The organism is Candidatus Enterococcus murrayae, from assembly GCF_017315985.1.
Taxonomy (GTDB): Bacteria; Bacillota; Bacilli; order Lactobacillales; family Enterococcaceae; genus Enterococcus_A; species Enterococcus_A murrayae.
This window is the reverse complement of the sequence record NZ_JAFLVR010000050.1, coordinates 1-22,403: the sequence shown is the minus strand read 5'-3', so window position 1 is coordinate 22,403 and position 22,403 is coordinate 1. Positions and strand designations below refer to the sequence as shown.

Below are 22,403 nucleotides of genomic sequence, written 5' to 3'. Positions count from 1 at the left end.
TTTTTTGTTTCACTCGCTAGCGCGAGCGAAACTGACTGAAGTCATTAATAAAAGAGGACAAAATCATCAGTAAAATGATTTTATCCTCTCTTTTAAACATTGATCATTCGTAGCTTCGTAATGTTTTTATACATGGATAGATCCTCGATCACATCAGTATAATTCATTCCTCTCGGCAAATCAATCGTATAAACATTCGTGTAGATACGGTAGTCATCCATGAAATCCACGTCGAAATCCACATCTTCTACTTCGATCTTTTTGCTCTCAAAATAGTTCATGATAAACTCTTTAGTCGCTTCTCGATGAATGTAACGAATCTCCAGCTTCTTAATGGCATTGATTTTGATGATTCGTTTCACTACAGTCAAGGCTAACATAATCCCAATAAAGCTGCAGATTGCAATTGTATAATACCCCATCCCAATCGCAATACCTAAACCAGCACCTGCCCAGATCGAAGCCGCCGTAGTTAATCCTTTGACAGAACGATTGCTGACCATGATCGTCCCAGCGCCAAGAAAACCGATCCCGCTGACGACTTGCGCAATTAACCGGGCTTCATCCGCTCGAACAACACCGACAAATTCTGGTTTAGCCGCAGCATAACGCAACGCCTGATCCGCGATTTCTACCTGAATCAAAGCGATGATGGTCGCGCCCATACAAACCAAGATGTGGGTCCGAATTCCTGCGGGACGATTTTTATACTCCCGCTCAATACCGATGGCACCGCCCATGATCATAGCTAAAAACAATCGCAGCATAATTTCATAAACAGATAATTTCAAATCCATTTGCGCACCATCTCCTGTTCCATAAAAATCTCTTCACTACTAGTATAGCACGGCTACAAAAATAGGGAGTCTCTCAACCCTTTAATGCTCGTAATTCATCCTCCGTCAACGAACGATACTTGCCCTTAGCCAACTCCTCAGGCAAAGCTACTTTTCCCATTCGAATTCTTTTTAGGTAGGTTACTTCCTTTCCGCAGGCTTTGACCATTCGTTTGACCTGATGAAATTTTCCCTCATGCAAGATAATTCGAACTTTTGACATTTCCTTATCCGCTTCATCAATGAATAATTCCGCGGGTAAGGTGAGCTCCCCATCCAATGTGATTTCGCCGCTGCGAAAACGATCCTGATCTTCGGCAGTCATTACTCCAAGAACCTCCGCAAAGTATTCCTTCTCCACATGTTTTCTAGGAGAAAGCAGTTCATGAGCCAGTTTCCCATCATTGGTGATCAGCAGCAAGCCTTCAGTGTCTTTATCCAAACGGCCAACAGGAAATAAATCACTCCGATAATCTGCGGGAGAAAATAAGTCCATGACAGTCCGATCACGCGTGTCCTCCGTTGCGCTCACCACCCCTGCTGGTTTGTGCAATAAATAGTAATAAAACTCTTGATAATGCAGTTTCTCCCCTTGATAGTCAACGATATCCTTTTCTGGATCAATCTGTTTTTTGTCTGTTCTTTCGATTTGCTGATTCACGCTAATTTGTCCTTTTTTAATCAGCTGTTTAACTTCTTTGCGGCTGCCTAAGCCAGCTTCTGCCAAAAATTTATCTAAACGCATAATTTCCTCCGACTAATTTTCTCCTTTTCACTATAGCAAAAGATACAAAAGAAGCAAGCTCAGCCGAAATTACGACTGAGCTTTGGTTTCTAACTCATCAATTGATCAACATCGCCATTTTTCAAATATGGGATAGCCCTTTGGATTTTTTCATGCGGCCACTCCCACCATTTCAACTGCAGCAGCTTTTGAATCGTTTTTGAATCAAATCGCTGCTTGATTTCTTTTGCGGGCACACCGCCAACAACACTATACGCCGGAACATCTTTTGTAACGACTGCCTTCGCTCCGATGATCGCACCATCACCAATGGTTACTCCAGATAAAATCGTTGCCTCGTAACCGATCCATACATCATTTCCGATCACGATATCTCCTTTGTTGTCCCAAGCGGATGTTACTTGCTCTTTATCTAGCTGCCACTCCTCATAAAATAGAGGAAACGTGTAGGTAGAAAGAGCTGATTGTCGATGGTTGGCACTGTTAAAAATGAACGTCGCCCCACAAGCGATCGAACAAAATTTTCCGATAATCAATCGGTCCTGATTAATGGGATACTGATACAATACATTGTTCTGCTCAAATTTGCAGGGATCATTGCGATAGTCATTGTAAATCGTATAGTCGCCGACAACAATATTCGGTCGTGTAATTGCTGATTTTAAATAAATCGTCTCATGATCACCGCTTCTTGGATAACGTTTTTCTGCTGGAATAGTCCATCACTCCTATTTTAAAGAATTTTTTACCAGCAATGAGAAATACATTGTCTCTCATTGCTCCACTAATCAACTACTAATGATTAGTTTCCTATACTATTCCAGCCTAAACAATGCACCTTCTCATCTACTCACACTCCTATTGCCTATTCGGTATTCTTTAAAATAGTATACCACTGATCAATCCTGCTCTTGACCAAAAAAGTACCAAGGAAAATTTCCTTGGCACTAAAAAATTTCTTATAATTTGCTTGCTGCATCTTCGTCAATGATCACTGTTACATCATCATGGTTTTGTAAAATACTTGCAGGTACATCTGTAGTTACTGATCCTTCGATCATGTCTTTGATCGCATCCGCTTTATCTGTTCCAAAAGCCATCAACAAGATTTTTTTACTCTTCATGATTGAACCAATCCCCATTGATAATGCATGAGTTGGCACATCTTCAACTTTATCGAAGTTGCGTTTGTTTGCTTCGATAGTGGATTCCGTTAATTCAACTACGTGAGTTGTTACATCAAATGGTGTTCCTGGTTCGTTGAACCCGATGTGGGCATTGCGACCGATTCCTAATACTTGTAAATCGATTGGATGATCAGCGATAACACCGTCGTAACGTTTGCATTCAGCTTCTAAATCTTCTGCCTTACCATTTGGTACGAATGTTTCTTTAAATGGTTTTTGGTTGAATAATTGATCGTTCATGAAATAGCGGTAGCTTTGTACATCGTCGCCAGCTAGTCCAACATATTCATCTAGGTTTACAGAAGTCATTTCTGAAAAATCTAAATCACTAGAAGTCATTTCTTTATATAAAGTTTCAGGAGTACTGCCTGTTGCTAATCCTAATACTTTTACGCCGTTTTCCATTCCATCTTTGATGATTTCAAATGCTTTTTTTCCGCCTTCGTTGGCATCTTTCACACGAATTACTTTCATGGGTAAACGCTCCTTTTTCAATTTGGTATACACCAATTTTAACACCCTTTTATCCGATTTGCAACACCAAAGTCTAGCTCGGCTCAAGAAGTTTTCCTCTTTAATAGCTCAAGAATTCAATACAAAAAAAACTGAAGAAGCAAGATTTGCTCCTTCAGCTAGCCAAATTACTTGCCAGATAACAGCAATCCGATCTGAGCAATAACCGCACTTCCTAAATAGGTGCCGATAAAAACAAAGATCGCAACAATCGCTACCTTCCAAGATGTTTTCCGCAAATCCATCAAACTATCTGCTACCGAAAGACCTGCAAAGGCTAAAATCGGTGTAGTAATCGACAAAAAATCAACTCCTGCAATTGCTTGAACAAAAAAGTCAGAAAGCAGACAGAAAAATAATGAGGTCAACGATACCCAGCCAAGAATTGGAAAATCGGCTAAAATTTTGATGTTTGTTTTCTTTACCAACGTTGAGATAAACACACCGATCATAGAGAAAGCCCATAATACTACTAACCCTTGAATCGTATTAAAGGTAATTGGTGTTGATTCAGGATTTTTGAGCAGCTTGATTCCTTGCGTGAATAAGATCAAGGTAATGCTCAATAATAAGACCAGAGAGATTTTGATATATTCATTAGATTGTTTCTTTTCCACGACGTGATCCTCCTGTCAATAAGTTATACATGAATCGCTGTAACGGAACCGCAATAAAGACCATCGTATACGTTCCTAAAAAACTAGTTAGCAATTGACTTGCCGCCGCATAAGCAGCAATCGTTGTTTCATTTTCAGGCATTAAGGCAATCAATGATGAAGAAGCTGCGGTCATCATGCTGGCAGAACCAACTCCAGAGCTCATCGCCAATGCCCGATAGTCAAAACCTAAGCCTGCCATGATTGGGGCAAAAATACTGAAGAAGATCGAACCAAACAACGTTCCAATCAAATAAAGCGACAGCACACCACGACCTTCGGCAGAATCCAGCGTGTATTTCTCAGAAATATATGCTAGCTCCCCTTCGCGGCCCAATCCTAAAGTTGCACCAATCGCTTCACGACGTAAGCCTAACATAAGTGCTATCGGCAAACCGATAAGTACCGTACCGACATTTCCCAACTCCTGAAACAAAAATACCCAGCCAACTGTCAAGATCTCTTTTAACCTTGGGGCGACATCGGCTCCGTAACGCGCCATCAACGGCAACATGATATACAATAAGTATTTAGCAGAAAATTGAATATTGCTCTTTGAATAAATTTTTGCGATAAGTCCTTTACGGATTACTGGCAAACCAAATAGCATTGCTAATAAAACAGAAAATACTAACGGTAAAACGGTAATCGTCGTACTTCCCAATGAAATGAATTGCATCCCGATCATTTCTGCGATCGTTACTACTGCAACCACAAAACCAACTAACCAAACCAACTGCTTTTTCATACATTCCCTCCAATTGAATCAATCAACTCTTTATATTCCTTAAATGAACGACGATAGAATTTTTTCTCGTCCAAATTACCGGACATTTCTTTTAGCACCTCTGCTAAAAACTCAGGAAAAGTCTCTAAGACAAATTCTGGATCGATCATTTTGAAATCATCTCCGTGAATCGTTCCTTCAAAACCACCATAACTGATTTGGATACAAGGCATCATGAATGCTAAATCACCAATATCACCAGCAGCCGCAATTCCCCCACGATCATCGATAATATCTGGGATCTTGTCGAATTTCGCAAACGTTCGCTCTACAAAGCTATTCAAATATCGATCCTGAACAAATGGCAAATAGCCCATTTCTGTTTCAATCGATACTTCTCCTTCTAAAGCATAAGCACTACCTTGTGCAGCACGATCCAGTTTACGCGCAACTTCCGGCATGTATTCCAGTGTCTTGCAGCGCAGATCGGTGCCCACTGTGATATGATTCGGGATCACGTTCGTCGACATATCACTGTCCATCACGATCGGATTTACCCGAATCGACTCCGTATCCTTAAACTGCTGACGACTCAATCCAATTGCTGTGTTGAATAAAGTCGATATACTGTAGGCATTGATCCCTGAAAATGGATCAAATCCTGCATGAACTGCTTTTCCAGAAAAATGGTAACGCTTATACAAAAAACCGGCCAAATCACAATTAACCTCAATTGTCGGACGGTCAAATACTTCTCCGATAGCGTGAACACACACGCCAAAATCCACGTCATCAAATATTCCCAATGACATCGCTTCTGGCTTGCCGCCTAAAAACTGAATCTTGCCGGCCGCTCGAAGCTCCTTGCGAAAATCCAGGTCCAGATACTCTTCCGCAGGTATAAAAATAAAGCATAGATTGAAATCCAGCTCGTTATATGATTGAGTCTTAACGAAATGATCATACAAAGAGAGAGCAATTGCAACTTGAGTAAAATGACCACAGTTGTGCGCTGCCCCTGTTTCAGCATCTGCTTGAAAATGTGTTGGCGCATAGACAGCATCAAGCTCTGCAATAAAGCCCAGTGTTTTTTTCTTATCCGTAGATAAAAAAGTTTTAACTCCCGTTTCAGAAAATTTAGAATATTCAATCTGTGGATTGATACGTTTCAATTCTTCAATCACTTTATTGGATGTCCGATGCTCCTTGTAACCTAACTCAGGATGTAGAAATAAATCTTCTGTGAACTCTTTCAAATGATGATAATAATCAGCAAATGTCGTCATTTGATTCCTCCTTGTTTTATAATGGAAAAGCCGAAAGCACGAAAAATTACTTCAGAAGGAAAGTCAAAAAATCGATAATCTAGTACTAGACATTCTACCGTCATTTACGACTACACTTTTCTAATGAAGCTTGAAATAAAATTTATCGACTTTTTTAATAATATCGTTTTGAAATGAAAGAATCAAGCTTATTCTCGTTAAAACACGAACTATTTATCGATATATCGTTCTTAATGTTTCCAAAAAGAACGTTCAGATATTTTAGAATAGGTGCTGCTGATTTAGCTAATCAATTGCAATAAACTGGCTATTCCTAATAATTACTCGCTAAAGAGACAAAAAAATCCCAACACGGAAAAAAAATCCGGATTGGGAATGTCACAACTATTTTTGATATCTTGCAGAAATCTCTGCGATTAATTCATCGTCTTTTAGATCTGTCACTTGCTGAATAACTTCGGCAACTGATTTTTCTTTTAAGTACCCTTGCAGTTCGACACTTTGTTCATCGTTTGGATCATCATAGTTCAAAACCATCGCGACTACATCAACTAAATTCGTGTAATCTAGGCCTCGTTCCTTCAGTTCGCGAATCGGGCGGATAAAGCGTTCATCATAACCCAATTTACGGATCGGAGTCCGTGCCACACGGCTGATACTGTCTGAAATATATTTGTTTTCGAAGCGACTAACGATCTTATCAATGTAGGCAGCGTGTTGGTCTTGATCAAACTTCCACTTATTGATCAATAGATTTCCGGTTTCACCAAGAACTGCGCGTAGTTTTTCTAATACCTGTTCATCTGCTATCGCTTCATCAATTGTTTTATATCCAGCATAAGCACCCGTATAAGCAACTGTCGCGTGACCTGTATTAACTGAAAACAGCTTACGTTCAATATAAGGTTCTAAATCGTCAACATACTCCACACCTTCAAGCTGTAATGCTTTGTTTTTACTTTGGGTCGCATCGATCACCCATTCACTGAATGGTTCGACGGAAACAAATAGTGGGTCCTCATGATGTTGGATCGGTACGATACGATCAACTGCAGCATTAGGAAATCCGATATATTGTTCCACATAGGCTTTATCCTCAGCCGATAAGAAAGACTTCACTTTTTCAAACAAAAATTGACTGCCGCCGATCATATTTTCACACGCCACCACATCTAAGGGAGTCGTGTTGCCTTCGCTGCGACGTTTTTGTATACCTTTAGCGATCAATTCTGCGATGAAGGGCAGGATATTAGGACCAATTGCTGTCGTCACAATATCTGCTTGGCTGACTGAATCAATCACCGAATCAGGCTTCGTTTGATTGTTTAATCCATCCACATTTGAGATATGAATCTCTTTTTGACTCTCATCTGCCAGCTGGATCGTATACTCATTTCGTTCATTTAGAGCATTGATAATTGTTTCATTGATATCGACAAAATCAATTGAAAAACCATTTTTTGCTAAAATTTCTCCGATAAACCCGCGGCCAATATTTCCTGCACCAAAGTGTGTTGCTTGCATCCTACTCTACCTCCTGAAGATAGCCAATGACTTCTTCTTTTGTTTTTGCGTCTGCCAATTTAACGACATTTTCAACATCTGAACAAAAAATTGCAATCTTTTGTAAAATATCCAAATGTTCATTTTCGATTCCAGCGATACCAAACAGGACCATCGCCACATCCTCTGTGTCGTCTTTGCCAAAATGAACCCCTGTTGGGACTTGAATCACTGAAATACCGCTCTTTTTCACATAGCGCTTCGCTTCATCAGTACCATGAGGAATCGCGATAAAGTTCCCCATATAAACGGAAACCAACTCGTTTCTTTCGATCATAGCATCCACATAGCCTTCTTCCACACAACCGGCATCTACTAACAGCTGCCCGCTCGCACGGATCGCTTCTTCCTTATTGGCATACTCTTGGTCTAACAAGATCATTTCTGGCTGTAATTCCATTTTAATTCCCCCTGATTTTTTTCTAAGCTATCGCTAATTTTCTCGAATCTCTTTAACAAATAAAGAACTCAGCAGCTGATAAATGATTTCCTTATTGCCAAATTTATAGATCTCAGTATTCAGATCACTTTCAATGACTGAACTGCTGATTTTTCCTAACAGAATTTGATGACTTTCTGGCATTGGATCAGGCGCTAATAGTAATAAGACGCGAGTCAGCTCAATGCTTTTTTTATCCATTCCTTGAATCAAAAACTTCTGATCTAAATCATAAATCGTGAATAATGGTTCTTTAACATGCGCATCTGCACAATGGAACAAAGCAAAATTCGTATTTGGAACCCCGATCGGCGCCACTAAATAGCGTTTAATCACTTTCTCCGTTACTGCCTTAGCATCAGATACGATTGTTCCTTGAAGCTGTTCAATGATTTCTTCTAACGTCTGCTCAATCGTCTCTTTTGCGAATATCTGTTTCACATCAAAATTCTGCAATAAATTATTGGCAATCCGCATCGTCTCATAGATTTCATCAAAGGCTTCGCTCGGTTCTTGCTTCGGTTCAGCGATTAGCTCGTTGATTTTTTCTGGATGCAGTGTTTGAATATACTCTTTGATCTCTTTGATTTCATCATCTAACAAAAGCGGTGAGATCACTTTGTATGGTAAATTGAAGCCTGGTAAAAAAACGGTCGCTAAAATCAAATCATAGCTTTTATAGTCCAGCTGATTCATCTCAGAAATCTTCGCGACCTGAACTTTTTCAATCTCAGTCAAATACTTATGAATGCGGCTTTCTAATATCCGCGCCGTGCCGATCCCGCTGGAGCATAATACTAAAGCAGATAACGCTCGACTGCTTGGATGCCGTTCCAAAGAAGTGGCGAAATGAATCACGACATAGCCTAACTCATCGGCAGTAAATTGATGATCTGGAAAAACAACCGCCAATTCTTTGATGATTGCCGTTGTCAACGCTTGGTATTTATCACGAATTTTTTGTAATAGTGGATTATTCGCCCCTTGAAGAACAGTTAGGTTTCGTTTTAAAGCAGCCGACATATGTGCAGATAGATCATTAAAAAGCTGCTCGTCTTTGCGAAAATCAATTTCCGTTGTCTCAGAGACTAAACGAATCAATTCTTTGATTTTATAGGAAAGCTCAACATCAAAACTATCAATAAAAATATTTTGCGGCTTCTTGTAATTCACACCCTCTAATTGAAAAGCAAAGAAGCGAACTTCCTGCGGCGGGATCGCTTTTTTGATCGTCGTCGCAACTTTGATCATAACCTGACTGGCAATCTGCATGCTTTCGGGCTTCGCCTTATTCTCTTGTTCGACCTCTACAAACCGATCCTGTGCCATGCGGTCAATGGATAATGCTAATAATATCAAGACCCGCTGCAATTGATTATCGGTCACTTGATCAAAGGCTTGTTGAGAAACCTGTTCAAAGATCTCACGTGACAGCAATAAACTCGATTGACTTAACAAATTTAAAAAGAAATTATCCGTGGTAGTTTTTTCCTCATCTAACGAATCAATAAATTGGAAAAAGTCAAACTCACTCACACCGTTGTAAATCAAATTACTCAATAATTGACGACGCTGTTTTTCCCGTCCTTCGATCCGAATTCCTCGACCTTTCAGTCGCTGCAGTTCCAAACGATAATCGATCAAGCTTTTTTCAATGGCGGCTAAATCAGAAGTAATCGTTGCTGGACTGACTTTAAAATCAATGGCTAGCCCTTCTATCGTCTCTTCCTCATCCATCAGTAGCAAGGAACAAACAATCGCGCTTTGACGCTGCACGTTATCTGTAAATAACTCCAACTGTTTCTCCGCCAATTGCTGCTGCAAGCGTTCCAAATTTAAGCTCTCCCCTACGATCCGATAGCCTTCACCTCGTGGTTTGATGATCTGAATATCCTGCGATTTGATTGTTTTCTCAATACTCGAAATCTCTCGATAAACCGTTCGCTTGCTGACTTGTAAAATATCTTGCAGTTCCTCTGGTGTGACACCGTTAGGATAATCTAATAAAAGGGAAAGTATCTTTTTTTCACGAATCGAAAAATACACAATATCTCCTCCAATAATTTCAAAAGGGTAAAAGCAGTGAGAATCCCTCACTGCTTTAAGAGTAATACGATTCTGGATAAAAGACTACTTATTCCTTAGATTTTCAATGACTTTGTCATATTTTTCCGACGCGACTAAATCGGACAGTGGTACATGTGTCGCACTTGGTGCCTGTTGCTCCGCTTGTACTGTTTCGGCACTATTCGTAATGATCAAAGCATTTGTTTCATCTTTTAACGAATTAATCGCAGCCACAGCGACAGGATAGCTCAAATTATTATCCTTCAATAATTTTTTCAAGATCGTTGCTCCCATATTCGCTGAACCCTTCACTTTGTCATATCCAAAGATAATGTGTTCGACTTTAGAATAATCTGCTAAGCCTTCAACCACATTATCTGTCAGCGGCTTTTTTTCGGTATCACCCACAGGTTCAGCAGATAGCCGTTCAACAATCTCATCATAGCGTGGTGAGTTCATGAAGTTTTCCACTTGAACAAAGGTTGCGCTTGGAGCCTTTTGCGAAGCCCGATCGTGTAGTTCTTCTTGCGTTACAATCAACGCATTTGGATCATCATTCAAATTGTTGATTGCTGAGTTTGAAACTGGTAATGATAGGCCAGCTTTTTTCACTTTATCCCGTAAAACTGAAGCCCCCATCGCACTTGAACCCATACCTGCATCACAAGCGAAGATGATCTTGTTGATGTTGCCGAACATTTCCTGGTTATCTGCTTTTACTGCGCTTTGGCCTTTTGCTTGAGCTTTTGCATCAGCCATAGCAGCTTGATTTGCAGCCAAATCATCTTCTTCACTGTTATCAGATTTGATAATAATCATTGCTACTAAGAATGAAACCGCACATCCCACGATAATCCCTGCCAAGTTCGCTAGAATACTGTCAGGCGGAGTCATTGCCATAACAGCGATGATCGAACCTGGAGAAGCAGCTGCTCGCAGCCCAGCACCTAATAATTGGAAAGTAAATGTTCCAGCCACACCACCGGCCATAACAGCTAGGAATAAAAGAGGTTTCATCATTACATATGGGAAGTAAATCTCATGAATCCCACCCAAGAATTGGATAATGATCGCACCTGGTGCAGAAGATTTCGCCGCACCTTTTCCAAATAACGTGAAGGCTAACAAGATTCCCAGCCCTGGTCCAGGGTTCGCTTCTAATAGGAATAGAACAGATTTTCCAGCTTCAGCTGCTTGCTCGATTCCCAACGGAGTTAAAATCCCGTGGTTGATTGCGTTGTTTAAGAACAAGATTTTCGCTGGTTCAATAAAGATATTGGCTAGTGGTAATAGGTGCATATTGATGATTGATTCAACACCTGATGCCATCAATTCAGTTAACGAAGACACAACCGGTCCGATTGCATAAAAGCCTAGTACCGCTAGAGCAAAACCAATCAATCCAGAGGAGAAGTTATTGACTAACATTTCAAATCCAGCTTTGATCTTCGTTTGGAAAGCGTCATCAAATTTCTTGATGCACCATCCGCCTAAAGGACCCATGATCATTGCTCCAATAAACATTGGAACTTCCGAACCAACGATCACTCCTGTTGCAGCAATTGCCCCAACAACCGCGCCACGTTGTCCGTGGACCATGCTACCGCCTGTATAAGCGATCAATAATGGCAATAAGTAAGAAAGCATTGGTCCAACTAGTGTAGCAAGTTGTTCATTTGGAATATATCCATCTGGGATAAATAAAGCGGTGATAACCCCCCAAGCAATAAAGCCTCCAATATTTGGCATAACCATCCCTGACAAGTGACTTCCGAGGCGCTGGACTTTCGCCTTAAGTCCACCCTTTTGTCCAGTAGCTTCCATTTCCTTTTCCTCCTTAGAAATAATATAAAATGATTTCGTTTACATATTCATCATATATCCGGAGGTATCCGCTTTCAACAAAATGTAGATAGAGCTTTGGCACAGAAGTTTGTGCCAAAAATAAAAAGCCGTTCATCTCAAGGATAAACGACCTTTTCTTACTTATGCAGCTTATTGCGAACACCACGTTTAATGACATCAAAAAAGCCTAGTGATCTAACCATGTGGTCAGGGTCAACATACTCACGAATTGCTCTCAGAACTTTTTTCGGCTCTTTTGAGGCAAAGGAGTATGTACCATTTTTTTTCGTTTGTATAGCATAACGAGGTATCCACTTTCCCTTAAAAACAACAGAAGCGATTACATAGTCCACTTCTTCCCAAGGAATTTGAACAAACTTTCGAGCATCGCGATTATTGAAAAATTCAAACCCTTTATCACCAATCATAATTTTCCCATAATCAGCTACTCCTAAGTACGAGGTAGCATCGATCGTCAAATCGACCTTTGTATTGATTGATTGAACCATTAGACCTACTCCATTTCCGTATATGTATCTGTTAAACTATTATACTTATTTTACTCTTTTTAAGCAAAAAATGCTCGGGCAAGCCCGAGCATTTTAATAATTGTCTTTCTTACATAATACCTAGTACATGCAAGCCAACACCGACTACAAACAAACCAAGAATAATAACGATTGGAGAAACTTTCTTCTTCAATAACCACATGCAAAGTAATGTTAATAGTAATGCAGCAAGACCTGGAATTAATTGATCCAAGTTATCTTGTAAAGTAGTTACTTTAGAACTATTTAATGCAAGACCTGAACCTTGTTGTTCTAAAGCAGACTTGATTCCTTGAGCACCAGCAGGTAATTTATCCCATTCGATATAAGCACCTTTGTCTAATTTAACAGTAGAAACAATCGGTGTAAATTTCACATTTACCCAACGTTGAACTAGCGCTCCTAGAACGAACATACCTAGGATTGACGCTCCTTTAGTAACTTTTTGTAACAATCCACCTGAAAGGTCATCAGTGATTTTAGAACCAGCACGGTAGCCGAATTCTTGTGTATACCACATAAATGCCCAACGGATGATATTCCAAGCAAGGAAGAAAATGATTGGTCCCATGATGTTTCCAGCTAAAGCTAGAGAAGCACCTAAGGCACCTAACATCGGACGTACAGTAAACCAGAAGACTGGGTCACCAACACCGGCTAAAGGTCCCATCATACCAACCTTAACCCCTTGAATAGCTACATCATCAACAGGAGCTCCATTCGCGCGTTCTTCTTCAAGTGCTAGTGTCACACCGATGATTGGTGAAGCGATATATGGGTGCGTATTAAAGAATTCCAAGTGACGTTGCATTGCTAATGTACGGTCTTCTTTTGTCTTATATAATTTTTTGATTGCTGGTAACATTGCGAAACACCAGCCACCATTTTGCATACGTTCATAGTTCCAAGAACCTTGAATGAAGGTAGAACGCCATGCAACGGCTAAACGATCTTTTTTCGTTAATTCGATTTTTTCTGCCATTTTATTTCTCCTCCTCCAAGATTAATAATCATTCAAAATGTCGCCAAGCGGATCACCAGTGTTGCCTCCGCCGCCATTAGATGAACCACCAGAACTTTCTTGTAGGTTCAAATAGATCAAAGCGAATGCAACCGCGATAACACCTAATGCGATCAACGTTAATTCAGAAAGTGCTGCAATTGCAAAACCAATTGCAAAGAATGGCCATACTTCTTTTGTAGCCATCATGTTAATAACCATTGCGTAACCAACGGCAACAACCATACCACCACCGATAGCCATGCCATCAGTTAACCAAGCAGGCATTGATTCTAAGAATCCACGTACAGTGTCGGCAGGAATTACTAATAGTGCAGCGGCAGGAATTGCAATACGAACACCTTGCATACATACAGCAATGATATGCCACATTTCAACTTTGCGCATTTCACCTTTTTCAGCAGCAGCATCCATAAAGTGAACGATTGGCACAGCTAAAGTACGAACGATCATTGTTAAGAACAATCCAGCAACAGCTAGAGGAACAGCGATCGCGATCGCTGAAGAAACACCTTTAACTCCTTGACCACCTAAAACTAAAATAATTGCTGATGCAACAGATGCCAATGCAGCATCCGGTGCTACGGCAGCCCCGATGTTTGCCCAACCTAAGGCGATCATTTGAAGTGAGCCGCCTAATACGATCCCAGCTTCTAAATTACCGGTTACTAAACCAATTAATGTACATGCCACTAGCGGTTGATGGAATTGGAATTCATCCAAAATTCCTTCCATACCTGCTAGAAAGGCAACGATTACTACTAATACCATTGAAATACCAGACATTATAAGCCCTCCTATTAAATTAATTATGTTGCTTAAGCGTTTTTCAATTCATTTTTTGCTTTGTTAAGGATTTCATCCATGTTGTCTTTTGAATCATTCGGCACTTTACGTACGTCAAATGTGATTCCTTTTGCTTTCAATTTTTCGAAAGTGTCAACATCTTCTTGTCCCATTGACAATACTTTACTTACTACGACTTTCCCAACTGAATGAGCCATTGATCCAACGTTAACCTCTTTAATGTCAACGCCGCCTTCAACTGCACGTAATACATCTTCAGGATTTTCAAATAGTAACAACGCTTTTGTATTTCCGAAACGAGGGTCTTTTGAAATTTCGATCATTTTGTCAATTGGGATAACGTTTGCCTTAACACCTGGAGGAGCAGCTTGTTCGATCAATCTCTTACGAAGATCGTCTTTTGCTACTGCATCTGAAACTACGATGATACGGCTAGGTCCAGTTGTTTTTGTCCATGCTGTCGCAACTTGTCCGTGCAATAAACGAGAGTCTACGCGTGTAAGGACAAATTTAATGTGTCCATCTCCCAGTACAGTTCCTTCTGGAATCGCACCTGTTGGTTGGTTACCTTCTGCTGCAACTGGAGCAGCCTCAACGGGTTCTAATTCCTCTGGACGAATCCGAACGCCTTCTTTTGCTGTTCCAGAAATATGAGCAGCGATTTCGTGCGCAGTTTCCATTGAGAAACGTGAAGCATAAGCTTCGATCAACATCGGTAAGTTCATACCAGCGACGATTGCCCATGAATCTTTGTGTTCTTCAAACAAGCTGTTTGCTTGGTTGAAAGGAGTTCCACCCCAAAGATCGACTAAGAATAATACTTCGTCTTGGTTTTCGAAAGAAGCGATTGCGTCTTTCATTTTTGCTTTAACGTCATCAGGTCCTTCACTCGGCATCAAAGTTACTGCTTTGACATTTTCTTGTTCTCCAAAGATCATCGCTCCAGATTGCAAGATACCGTTAGCGAACTCACCATGACTAGCAATGATAATTCCTACCATCTTTTTACCTCCTACTATTATTGTTACAGCTCAAAAATATAAATAAGTTCTAAAAAACCTGTAACCAAAATTAATTTACTGCAGCATCTTTTCTTTTTTGATCAGTTGTATCAAATCTGTCTTCCGGTCTGTCGGCACTTGACGAATTTCCAACTCGATTCCTGCTTCTGTCAATTTGAGAAAAGACTTTACATCCTCACCATCAACAGAAATAAAATTCGTAATCATTTTCTTGCCTTCACTGAATCGCATACCGCCAATATTAACCGCTTTTAGATCAACACCTGACTCAACGACCTCTACTACATCTTGCGGAGTAGCAAACAAAAGCATGACCTTCATTCCATCAAACAATTGATCTCGATACACTTCAACCAGTTTTCTTTTTGTGACAACATTGGACTTGATTCCTGGTGGTGCGGCTTGTTTTAGGAGGAACTTACGCAACTCATCGTTCGCAACTTCATCACTAACCACTAAGATACGCTCGATCCCTGTTGCTTTGGACCAAACTGTCGCTACCTGACCATGAATCAAACGATCATCAATACGAGTGAGTCGAATATCCATTACCATCCCACCACCTCCTACTGTTACAAGGCTCAGATGCTAAAAGACTTGTATTACATTATTCGAGTACAGTAACACACAAGTACTCACTTATAATAAAGCAAGTACCGTGCCAAAATACACTAGCAAGAAATTCTTTATTTATCGCGTTTATAACGATACACAAAAAAGGATACAGTAGACTGTATCCTTTTTTGTGTATTATTTATACGCTAATTTCTTCATTATTCTTAAGCAATTGATAAATATAGTATCGCTCTGAAGTTGGAATCGTGATTCGAAGCTGACTTTCCAACTCATTCAATCCACGATTCATTACAACATTATCCGTTACACTCTGATAAATACGCTTCGACTCTTCATCGATTTTCAACGGCTGCTGCAATATTCCCCGCTCAATCGTTCCTGCCATATGCATGACAAAATTTACCATTAAAGCATAATCAGACGAGTTACCAGTGCTATTGATCATTGTTTGTGCCAAGCGCCACAATGGATCGATCAACTTATTGGGATTAATAAAAGTAAAGCTTTCTTCCATAAAGTTGATACACAATTGACGCGCCTTATTCGCATCTAAAACAACCTCTTCTTGTTCAGATAAATCATTTTCCAGTAAAAGCTCATCTAGAATTTGATCGGCTTTTTGATTGATGAATTTCTCCATCGGAATATATGGTGCGCCCACCTTGGGATCCATAATCCCAGTTGTTGCTAAGATCTTAAATTCTTCTTTAAAGGCAGGTACTTTAGTCTTAATATCTGCAACAGCTAATGTCAAAACCTCAATATGTTTCAGGTTCCGCTGTTTTAATGGACGCTCAATAATTTCTTTCAATCGTTGTGCCGTACCTTCGCCAGAAGCACAAATTGCCAGAATTGCCTGCTTCTCTTGCGGTTCAGTCATTTCTTGTGTCACACGACCATAGCCGCGAAAGCCCTGCAATGATTCATACAATTCATCAACGCCTGACCCTAATACACTCGATTTTCGGGCTGCCTCGATCAACAAGGGTGTCGTAACCATATCTAAAGTACGAACTTCAATTCCTGTGTCTTTTTCAATTTCTTCATTAAAGGTAGCCAATGAACCCATATCTACCATAATTAATACTCCGCTGCCCTCATCGATCTGGGTCACTGCTTCACGCATTTTTTCATAAGCGACCCGCGGATGCATATCTAATGGCATATCAACAGCAATAATATTCGAAACATCGAGTAACTCGCGTACAACTTGCGCCATTGAAGTTGCCGTGCTGTTGCCATGAGCCGCTACAACCACACCGATTTTACCAGTTGACTGATCCTCCCGCAGAGAAACCAGCAAAACGGTTAGATAATAATCTTCACTATCAGGTATGTCTACTTGGAATTCTTTTTCCACCAGACGACGAATTTCACGAGCTACTGCAAACTCAGTCGGGTAATCCTTTGCCATCTCACGAATATTTGCATTTGTCTCCCGTGTTTCTCCCACATGAATTTTTTTCAAGAAAGAAGAAATATGAAGACTCATAGCATAAATAAAATTTTGCTGGAAGTGGGTCTCTAACCGTTCACTAACTAAAGCGGCAATTTTATTACTTATCTCAATGACATGCTTATCAACAAACTCAGTCAATCGCGTTTCTGTGTCAAAAGTAAAACCATGGTCTTTATAAAATGATTTCAAATGCACATTAATATCAGTAGAAATAAAATGATTGATGGTTTCTTGATCTAATCCTTCTGTTTTTAACAAAGCGGCTTTGTCACCAATGATATCGTACAAATTGTACGGCAGTTCATACGTATCCGTCTTGATCAATTCATCGATCTCATTAGGAGTGACTACCATCTTGGGTTCAAGATAAGGTGAAATATCTGTTGATTTGATCCTATCTGCAGAAAGCTGAACTAATCCTGCTTTGATTCCTTCCGTCAAATCATTCAATGTGATATGAATTTCTTCCTGCATCATATGATTCATAAAGCCACGGGCACATATCAATTGTACATTCGATTTCAATTGTCCGACATTTCCATAAGAAACGCTGCCTAGTAAAGCTTTTACGACATCTTCAGTCAGCGTGATTTTTCGCTGAATACGATTGGCCTCCATCGCTACCATGACACGAACCAAATCAATCTGCTCGGCTGCAGGTCGGCTGCTAAAGGCAGGCATTTGAATATTGATCGGAATTCGACGCACAAATGTATCTAATAAGGCCGAATGGGGGTCTTCTGTTGTTGCCCCTACGATTCGTACATTGGCAAAACGGTTTTTCCCAGATTCACCAAGACGACTGTACGTTCCATGATCCATAAAATAGAAAATCATTTCTTGGCCTTCAGGAGGTAAGCGATGAATTTCATCTAGAAACAGCATGCCTCCATCAGCTTGTTGGATCAAACCATCCTTTTCCGTATCTGCACCAGTAAAAGCACCTTTCTCATATCCAAACAAATGACTCATTAACAGCTCAGGGTTATTAGCATAGTCGGCACAGTTAAAAACAATCAACTCACGATCTGACTCAATGACACCTTCTGTTTGAGCAAATTGGAACATTGCATGTGCAAAAAAAGTTTTCCCAGACCCTGTTGGTCCAGTGATCAAACAATTCAATCCACGCGGCGGATACAAAGTAGCCGCCTTTGCTTGCTCTACAGCGTTGCGCATACTGCCGGTAGAACCAATAATTTGAGTGAATACATTGCCGGTATTCTGGTTTAAAATCTTTTTTTCTGGCGGTTCCATAGTCGTTCTTTTTGCTTGAGGGACTTCTGCATCAAACGACGCTTCTACTGACTGGGTCGAAACAAAGTAGCGAACAGGTCTGCCTTCACTTTTACTTAGTTGCCCCTCCTTAACAAGAAGATTCAAATCTTTACTGGCGTTTGTCCGTTGAATATCCAATGAATCCGCAACATCTTTCGTCGTCACATTAGCATTTTCTGAAACAAAGCGATAAATGCGGTCAATTCGTCGTTCCATTCAGTCACCTTCTTTAATAGTGTATTCCTTATTAACAATCATCTATAGTTTTTATTAAAATGTCAAACATTTCGCTGTAAAATAATACACTATATTTTTTAAATTTTAAAATTTTTGGGTATTTCCCCTATACTGCCTTAAAAATACCTAACTTTGCTGACAATCACTTTTCTTAAAGTCGTGTTTCTTCTATTATATAGAAAATATTCCTGCATACTCTTTTTTGATCAATCGAAAATAAAACATCTTATCCCAATGCAGGATAAGATGTTTACTTTTTTACCTTTAAGTCTTCCAAAATGATTTTGAAAAGAGCAACAAAATCGGAAACATCTCTAATCTTCCAGCTAACATAACCAAGGACAAGGTTAATTTGGAAAGATCAGATAAAAAACCAAAATTCCCAGTGGGTCCAATTGCCTTAAATCCCGGCCCCACATTATTGATACAGGTAGCAACTGCTGAAAAGATCGTTTGAAAATCGATGTTTTCCAAAGACAGTATCAGTAATGAACCAACAAAGACCAAAAGATAGAGCACCAAATAAGCATGAATATTTCCAATGGTTTTAGGCGCGATTGTTTCACCTTCATATTCTAAGGATGTCACGCTACGGGAGTGAACGATTCTTTTTAATTCTTGAATCGCATGCTTAAAAAGCATTTGAATTCGTGAAACTTTGATTCCTCCACCTGTTGAACCAGCACAGGCACCAACAAACATTAGTAAGAGCAAAATGACCTGTGAGAACATGGGCCAAAGATCATAGTTTGCTGTAGTAAATCCCGTTGTTGTGATAATGGACGCCACTTGAAAAACAGCATAACGGAACGCCTTTAGGTACGAAGAATATTGAGATGAAATGTTGATCGTAATCAATATCGTCGATACAGCAATAATTCCTAAATAGCCGCGCAGCTCCTCACTTTTTAGTACTGGAAGGATTTTTCCAATCAAAAAGAAATAGATCAAATTGAAATTTATACCAAATAGAATCATGAAGACCGTAATAACTGCATCAATATAGGCACTATTGTAACCTGCTATCCCGACGTTACTCATAGAAAAGCCGCCCGTTCCTGCTGTTGCAAAGGAATTCAAAATACTGTCAAATACCGGCATCCCGCCTAATATCAACAAGATAATCTGAACCAGGGTTAAAACAGTGTAAATTACATATAAAATACGAGCAGTTACATGCACCTTCGATACTAACTTACCAATAATCGGACCTGGCATCTCAGCCTTTAATATATGCATCGTTCTGCCAGATGCTATTGGTATAAATGCGACAGTAAATACGAGAATCCCCATTCCGCCAATCCAATGGGTGAAGCTTCGCCAAAACAAACTTGCATGGCTCATGTTGCTCAGTGTAGATAGTATTGAAGAGCCCGTCGTTGTAAAGCCAGAAACTGTTTCAAAAAAAGCATCCGCAAACGATGGAATCTCTCCCGAAAGCATGAATGGAAAGCCGCCAAATAAAGAAAGCAACGCCCAGCTGACGCCAACAATGAAGAAACCTTCCTTTGCGTAAATATTACGATTTTTAGGTTTTTTCCAACTGAACAACGTGCCTATAATAAATACAAAGACTGCCACAATAGCATAAGAAACAGCCTCTTTTTCGCTAAAAATCAATCCGACCAGACAAGGAAGCAATAACAAAATAGATTCTACCTTCAGCAATTTTCCGATGGTAAATAGGACCATTTTTTTATTCATAATGAGTCACCGCTATCTCCTTACCAAATCATTCAAACTGCAAATCTTTCGATCCGTCGTAATAATCACGATATGATCTTTTAAACGAATCTCGGTATCGCCCTTCGGAACGACAAATCCCCGCTCTCTTGAAATAGCAGCAATCAATATATTATTCTTCAGTTTCACTTCAGAAACTTTTTTGTTTAAAAAGCAGGTTTGCGGTGTCACCACAAATTCCATGGCATCAACATCATCATTGAACAAATGATGCAAGGTTTTTACACTGCTATCATCGTCCTTATTGTTTTTCGCCCGAACATAACGCAAGATGTGTGTCGCGATAATGTTTTTAGGTGAAATGACGCTGTCGATATCCAGCTGGTCCAAGACATTTGTAAAATTCGTCCGTGTCACTTTGGCCACCGTCTTTTTCGCTTTCATCTGTTTCGCATACAATGAAATCACGATATTTTCTTCATCAAGACCTGTCAATGCAACAAAAGCATCGACTGAATCAATCCCCTCTTCAATCAAAACTTCCTCATCACTACCGTCTGATTCAATAATCGTCGCATTTGGCAGCATGATAGAAAGATCCAAGCAGCGCTTCGGATTATTCTCAATGATTTTGACCTGGATGCCATGTTCATTCAATTGACGTGCCAAATAATATGCGATTCGCCCTCCGCCAACGATAATGATACGTTTAGTTTTTTGTTCAAACAAATTAATATTCTGGCAAAAACGAACCAAATCTCGATGCTGCCCCATCACATGAATACGATCTCCTTGCTCAAGAACAAAATTTCCATCCGGAATGAGCACCTCATCTTTTCGTCGTACGGCACAAATCAAAACATTTGTTTTAGACACCTTATCTAGCCGATTCAATGGAACACCAATTAATTTTGCATTTTCTTTTAAGCGAAATTCTGCTAATTCGATTTTCCCTCCAACAAACGTATCTACTTTAAACGCAGAAGGAAATAACAGCAGGCGCCGAATCTCATTTGCTGCTTCTAATTCTGGATTGATAATCATTGATAATCCTAATTGATCACGCATGAACGAACGTTGCTTCAAGTATTCTGGATTTCGAACACGAGCAATAGAATTTTTGGCCCCCATTTTTTTCGCCATTAAGCAGGCTAAGATGTTTAATTCGTCTGATTGTGTTACAGCGATAATGATATCTGTATCGTCGACACCTGCTTCCATTAAGATATCGTAAGTCGCACCATCACCTACCACACCTAATACATCGTATTGATTGATGATCGACTCTACCTTTTCTGCATGTAAATCAATGACGACTACATCATAATCGTAATCCTCATCAGACAGCTGCTGAGTTAATGCTTTGCCAACTTTCCCAGCACCTAAAACAATAATTTTCATTCGTTCCTCCTGCTTAAAAATGATATTCTTATTGTCCATTCTAGCCTTTTCTACAAGGGAAAACAACGGACTTTTGAGAAAGTCTTTTCCCAGATTACTTAAAACAAAATGAAGGTTTTCATCGTTTTTGACCAAAAAGAGACTGATTAGAAAAATAAAGTGCTTTTTGGCTAACAAATCTCAAAACAAACAACAATCACCTTCCTTTTTAACAGAAAATTCATTTTCAAAAAAATAGCCTAGAAGGAAAAAATCTTCTGCCCTTTCCATTGCAATGGATGAGCCTTGTGTATTCATATTAGTCATGATTTGCTTAGAAACTACACTTATTCGCTGTTCCTCCTCAGTTTCGGACCTCGGTTTAGTTGGCCTCCCGATCAAGTTTCTGTTCATGGCCCCGCAGGATTCACTACGCTACTTGCTCCATCCCGTCATCACTGCGCTCGGACACACAAGAGAATAAAAAATTTCGCTCCAGATCACTGAAAAAGACACCAAAAATACCGT

19 protein-coding genes are annotated in these 22,403 nt (G+C 39.9%); all 19 read right to left on the bottom strand.

The window, feature by feature from the left end; all coding sequences use genetic code 11:
- Nucleotides 1-92: 92 nt before the first annotated feature.
- The 19 genes from JZO85_RS18140 to trkA all read right to left on the bottom strand — a co-directional run bounded on the left by JZO85_RS18140 (nucleotide 93) and on the right by trkA (nucleotide 21,896).
- The gene (locus JZO85_RS18140) at nucleotides 93-797 is read right to left on the bottom strand and encodes an MgtC/SapB family protein (RefSeq protein WP_207109921.1); all 705 of its coding nucleotides are present in this window, start codon (nucleotides 795-797) and stop codon (nucleotides 93-95) included.
- Between the two features lie 73 nt (nucleotides 798-870).
- Nucleotides 871-1,581, bottom strand: a complete 711-nt coding sequence (locus JZO85_RS18135; protein WP_207109920.1) for a pseudouridine synthase — start codon at nucleotides 1,579-1,581, stop codon at nucleotides 871-873.
- An 89-nt stretch (nucleotides 1,582-1,670) separates the two neighbouring features.
- Nucleotides 1,671-2,297, bottom strand: a complete 627-nt coding sequence (locus tag JZO85_RS23365) for a CatB-related O-acetyltransferase (RefSeq protein ID WP_207109922.1) — start codon at nucleotides 2,295-2,297, stop codon at nucleotides 1,671-1,673.
- A 243-nt stretch (nucleotides 2,298-2,540) separates the two neighbouring features.
- Nucleotides 2,541-3,242, bottom strand: a complete 702-nt coding sequence (gene nagB / locus JZO85_RS18125) for a glucosamine-6-phosphate deaminase (protein ID WP_207109919.1) — start codon at nucleotides 3,240-3,242, stop codon at nucleotides 2,541-2,543.
- A gap of 167 nt (nucleotides 3,243-3,409) precedes the next feature.
- The gene (locus JZO85_RS18120; protein ID WP_207109918.1) at nucleotides 3,410-3,898 is read right to left on the bottom strand and encodes a hypothetical protein; all 489 of its coding nucleotides are present in this window, start codon (nucleotides 3,896-3,898) and stop codon (nucleotides 3,410-3,412) included.
- A complete protein-coding gene (locus JZO85_RS18115; RefSeq protein ID WP_207109917.1) occupies nucleotides 3,879-4,685 on the bottom strand; it encodes a DUF3100 domain-containing protein in 807 nt (268 codons plus the stop codon). Before JZO85_RS18115 ends, JZO85_RS18120 begins: the two co-directional genes overlap by 20 nt.
- A complete protein-coding gene (locus tag JZO85_RS18110) occupies nucleotides 4,682-5,950 on the bottom strand; it encodes a M20/M25/M40 family metallo-hydrolase (RefSeq protein WP_207109916.1) in 1,269 nt (422 codons plus the stop codon). The genes JZO85_RS18115 and JZO85_RS18110 overlap by 4 nt, the downstream gene beginning before the upstream one ends.
- A gap of 384 nt (nucleotides 5,951-6,334) precedes the next feature.
- Nucleotides 6,335-7,474, bottom strand: a complete 1,140-nt coding sequence (locus JZO85_RS18105; RefSeq protein ID WP_207109915.1) for a mannitol-1-phosphate 5-dehydrogenase — start codon at nucleotides 7,472-7,474, stop codon at nucleotides 6,335-6,337.
- A 1-nt stretch (nucleotide 7,475) separates the two neighbouring features.
- Nucleotides 7,476-7,913: a PTS mannitol transporter subunit IIA gene (locus JZO85_RS18100; RefSeq protein WP_207109914.1), complete on the bottom strand. Its 438-nt coding sequence runs from the start codon at nucleotides 7,911-7,913 to the stop codon at nucleotides 7,476-7,478.
- A gap of 33 nt (nucleotides 7,914-7,946) precedes the next feature.
- Nucleotides 7,947-9,998 carry a PRD domain-containing protein gene (locus JZO85_RS23450; protein ID WP_207109913.1) on the bottom strand — a complete coding sequence of 684 codons (2,052 nt, stop codon included), beginning with the start codon at nucleotides 9,996-9,998 and terminating at the stop codon, nucleotides 7,947-7,949.
- 84 nt (nucleotides 9,999-10,082) lie between these two features.
- Complete coding sequence (locus tag JZO85_RS18090) at nucleotides 10,083-11,843, bottom strand: PTS mannitol transporter subunit IIBC (RefSeq protein ID WP_207109912.1); 1,761 nt, start codon at nucleotides 11,841-11,843, stop codon at nucleotides 10,083-10,085.
- Nucleotides 11,844-12,001: 158 nt separating this feature from the next.
- Nucleotides 12,002-12,373 (bottom strand): DUF956 family protein, encoded by a 372-nt coding sequence (locus tag JZO85_RS18085; protein ID WP_207109911.1) that lies wholly within the window; start codon nucleotides 12,371-12,373, stop codon nucleotides 12,002-12,004.
- Nucleotides 12,374-12,482: 109 nt separating this feature from the next.
- Nucleotides 12,483-13,394 (bottom strand): PTS system mannose/fructose/sorbose family transporter subunit IID, encoded by a 912-nt coding sequence (locus tag JZO85_RS18080; RefSeq protein ID WP_207109910.1) that lies wholly within the window; start codon nucleotides 13,392-13,394, stop codon nucleotides 12,483-12,485.
- Nucleotides 13,395-13,415: 21 nt separating this feature from the next.
- On the bottom strand, nucleotides 13,416-14,219 hold the full coding sequence (locus JZO85_RS18075; RefSeq protein ID WP_207109909.1) for a PTS mannose/fructose/sorbose transporter subunit IIC: 804 nt from the start codon (nucleotides 14,217-14,219) through the stop codon (nucleotides 13,416-13,418).
- A 32-nt stretch (nucleotides 14,220-14,251) separates the two neighbouring features.
- Nucleotides 14,252-15,241, bottom strand: coding sequence for a mannose/fructose/sorbose PTS transporter subunit IIA (locus JZO85_RS18070; RefSeq protein ID WP_207109908.1), 990 nt, complete (start codon nucleotides 15,239-15,241; stop codon nucleotides 14,252-14,254).
- A gap of 75 nt (nucleotides 15,242-15,316) precedes the next feature.
- Nucleotides 15,317-15,817, bottom strand: a complete 501-nt coding sequence (locus JZO85_RS18065; protein WP_207109907.1) for a PTS sugar transporter subunit IIB — start codon at nucleotides 15,815-15,817, stop codon at nucleotides 15,317-15,319.
- A 199-nt stretch (nucleotides 15,818-16,016) separates the two neighbouring features.
- The gene (locus JZO85_RS18060) at nucleotides 16,017-18,791 is read right to left on the bottom strand and encodes a sigma-54-dependent transcriptional regulator (protein WP_207109906.1); all 2,775 of its coding nucleotides are present in this window, start codon (nucleotides 18,789-18,791) and stop codon (nucleotides 16,017-16,019) included.
- Nucleotides 18,792-19,076: 285 nt separating this feature from the next.
- Nucleotides 19,077-20,516, bottom strand: coding sequence for a TrkH family potassium uptake protein (locus tag JZO85_RS18055; RefSeq protein WP_207109905.1), 1,440 nt, complete (start codon nucleotides 20,514-20,516; stop codon nucleotides 19,077-19,079).
- A gap of 12 nt (nucleotides 20,517-20,528) precedes the next feature.
- Nucleotides 20,529-21,896, bottom strand: a complete 1,368-nt coding sequence (gene trkA / locus JZO85_RS18050; protein ID WP_207109904.1) for a Trk system potassium transporter TrkA — start codon at nucleotides 21,894-21,896, stop codon at nucleotides 20,529-20,531.
- Nucleotides 21,897-22,403 lie beyond the last annotated feature (507 nt).

Excerpts from the sequence above, each read along its gene's own strand:
- JZO85_RS18140 (WP_207109921.1), bottom strand. The coding sequence starts at position 797 with ATGGATTTGAAATTATCTGTTTATGAAATTATGCTGCGATTGTTTTTA.
- JZO85_RS18135 (WP_207109920.1), bottom strand. The coding sequence starts at position 1,581 with ATGCGTTTAGATAAATTTTTGGCAGAAGCTGGCTTAGGCAGCCGCAAA.
- nagB (WP_207109919.1), bottom strand. The coding sequence starts at position 3,242 with ATGAAAGTAATTCGTGTGAAAGATGCCAACGAAGGCGGAAAAAAAGCA.
- JZO85_RS18115 (WP_207109917.1), bottom strand. The coding sequence starts at position 4,685 with ATGAAAAAGCAGTTGGTTTGGTTAGTTGGTTTTGTGGTTGCAGTAGTA.
- JZO85_RS18110 (WP_207109916.1), bottom strand. The coding sequence starts at position 5,950 with ATGACGACATTTGCTGATTATTATCATCATTTGAAAGAGTTCACAGAA.
- JZO85_RS18105 (WP_207109915.1), bottom strand. The coding sequence starts at position 7,474 with ATGCAAGCAACACACTTTGGTGCAGGAAATATTGGCCGCGGGTTTATC.
- JZO85_RS18100 (WP_207109914.1), bottom strand. The coding sequence starts at position 7,913 with ATGGAATTACAGCCAGAAATGATCTTGTTAGACCAAGAGTATGCCAAT.
- JZO85_RS18090 (WP_207109912.1), bottom strand. The coding sequence starts at position 11,843 with ATGGAAGCTACTGGACAAAAGGGTGGACTTAAGGCGAAAGTCCAGCGC.
- JZO85_RS18085 (WP_207109911.1), bottom strand. The coding sequence starts at position 12,373 with ATGGTTCAATCAATCAATACAAAGGTCGATTTGACGATCGATGCTACC.
- JZO85_RS18080 (WP_207109910.1), bottom strand. The coding sequence starts at position 13,394 with ATGGCAGAAAAAATCGAATTAACGAAAAAAGATCGTTTAGCCGTTGCA.
- JZO85_RS18075 (WP_207109909.1), bottom strand. The coding sequence starts at position 14,219 with ATGTCTGGTATTTCAATGGTATTAGTAGTAATCGTTGCCTTTCTAGCA.
- JZO85_RS18070 (WP_207109908.1), bottom strand. The coding sequence starts at position 15,241 with ATGGTAGGAATTATCATTGCTAGTCATGGTGAGTTCGCTAACGGTATC.
- JZO85_RS18065 (WP_207109907.1), bottom strand. The coding sequence starts at position 15,817 with ATGGTAATGGATATTCGACTCACTCGTATTGATGATCGTTTGATTCAT.
- JZO85_RS18060 (WP_207109906.1), bottom strand. The coding sequence starts at position 18,791 with ATGGAACGACGAATTGACCGCATTTATCGCTTTGTTTCAGAAAATGCT.
- JZO85_RS18055 (WP_207109905.1), bottom strand. The coding sequence starts at position 20,516 with ATGAATAAAAAAATGGTCCTATTTACCATCGGAAAATTGCTGAAGGTA.
- trkA (WP_207109904.1), bottom strand. The coding sequence starts at position 21,896 with ATGAAAATTATTGTTTTAGGTGCTGGGAAAGTTGGCAAAGCATTAACT.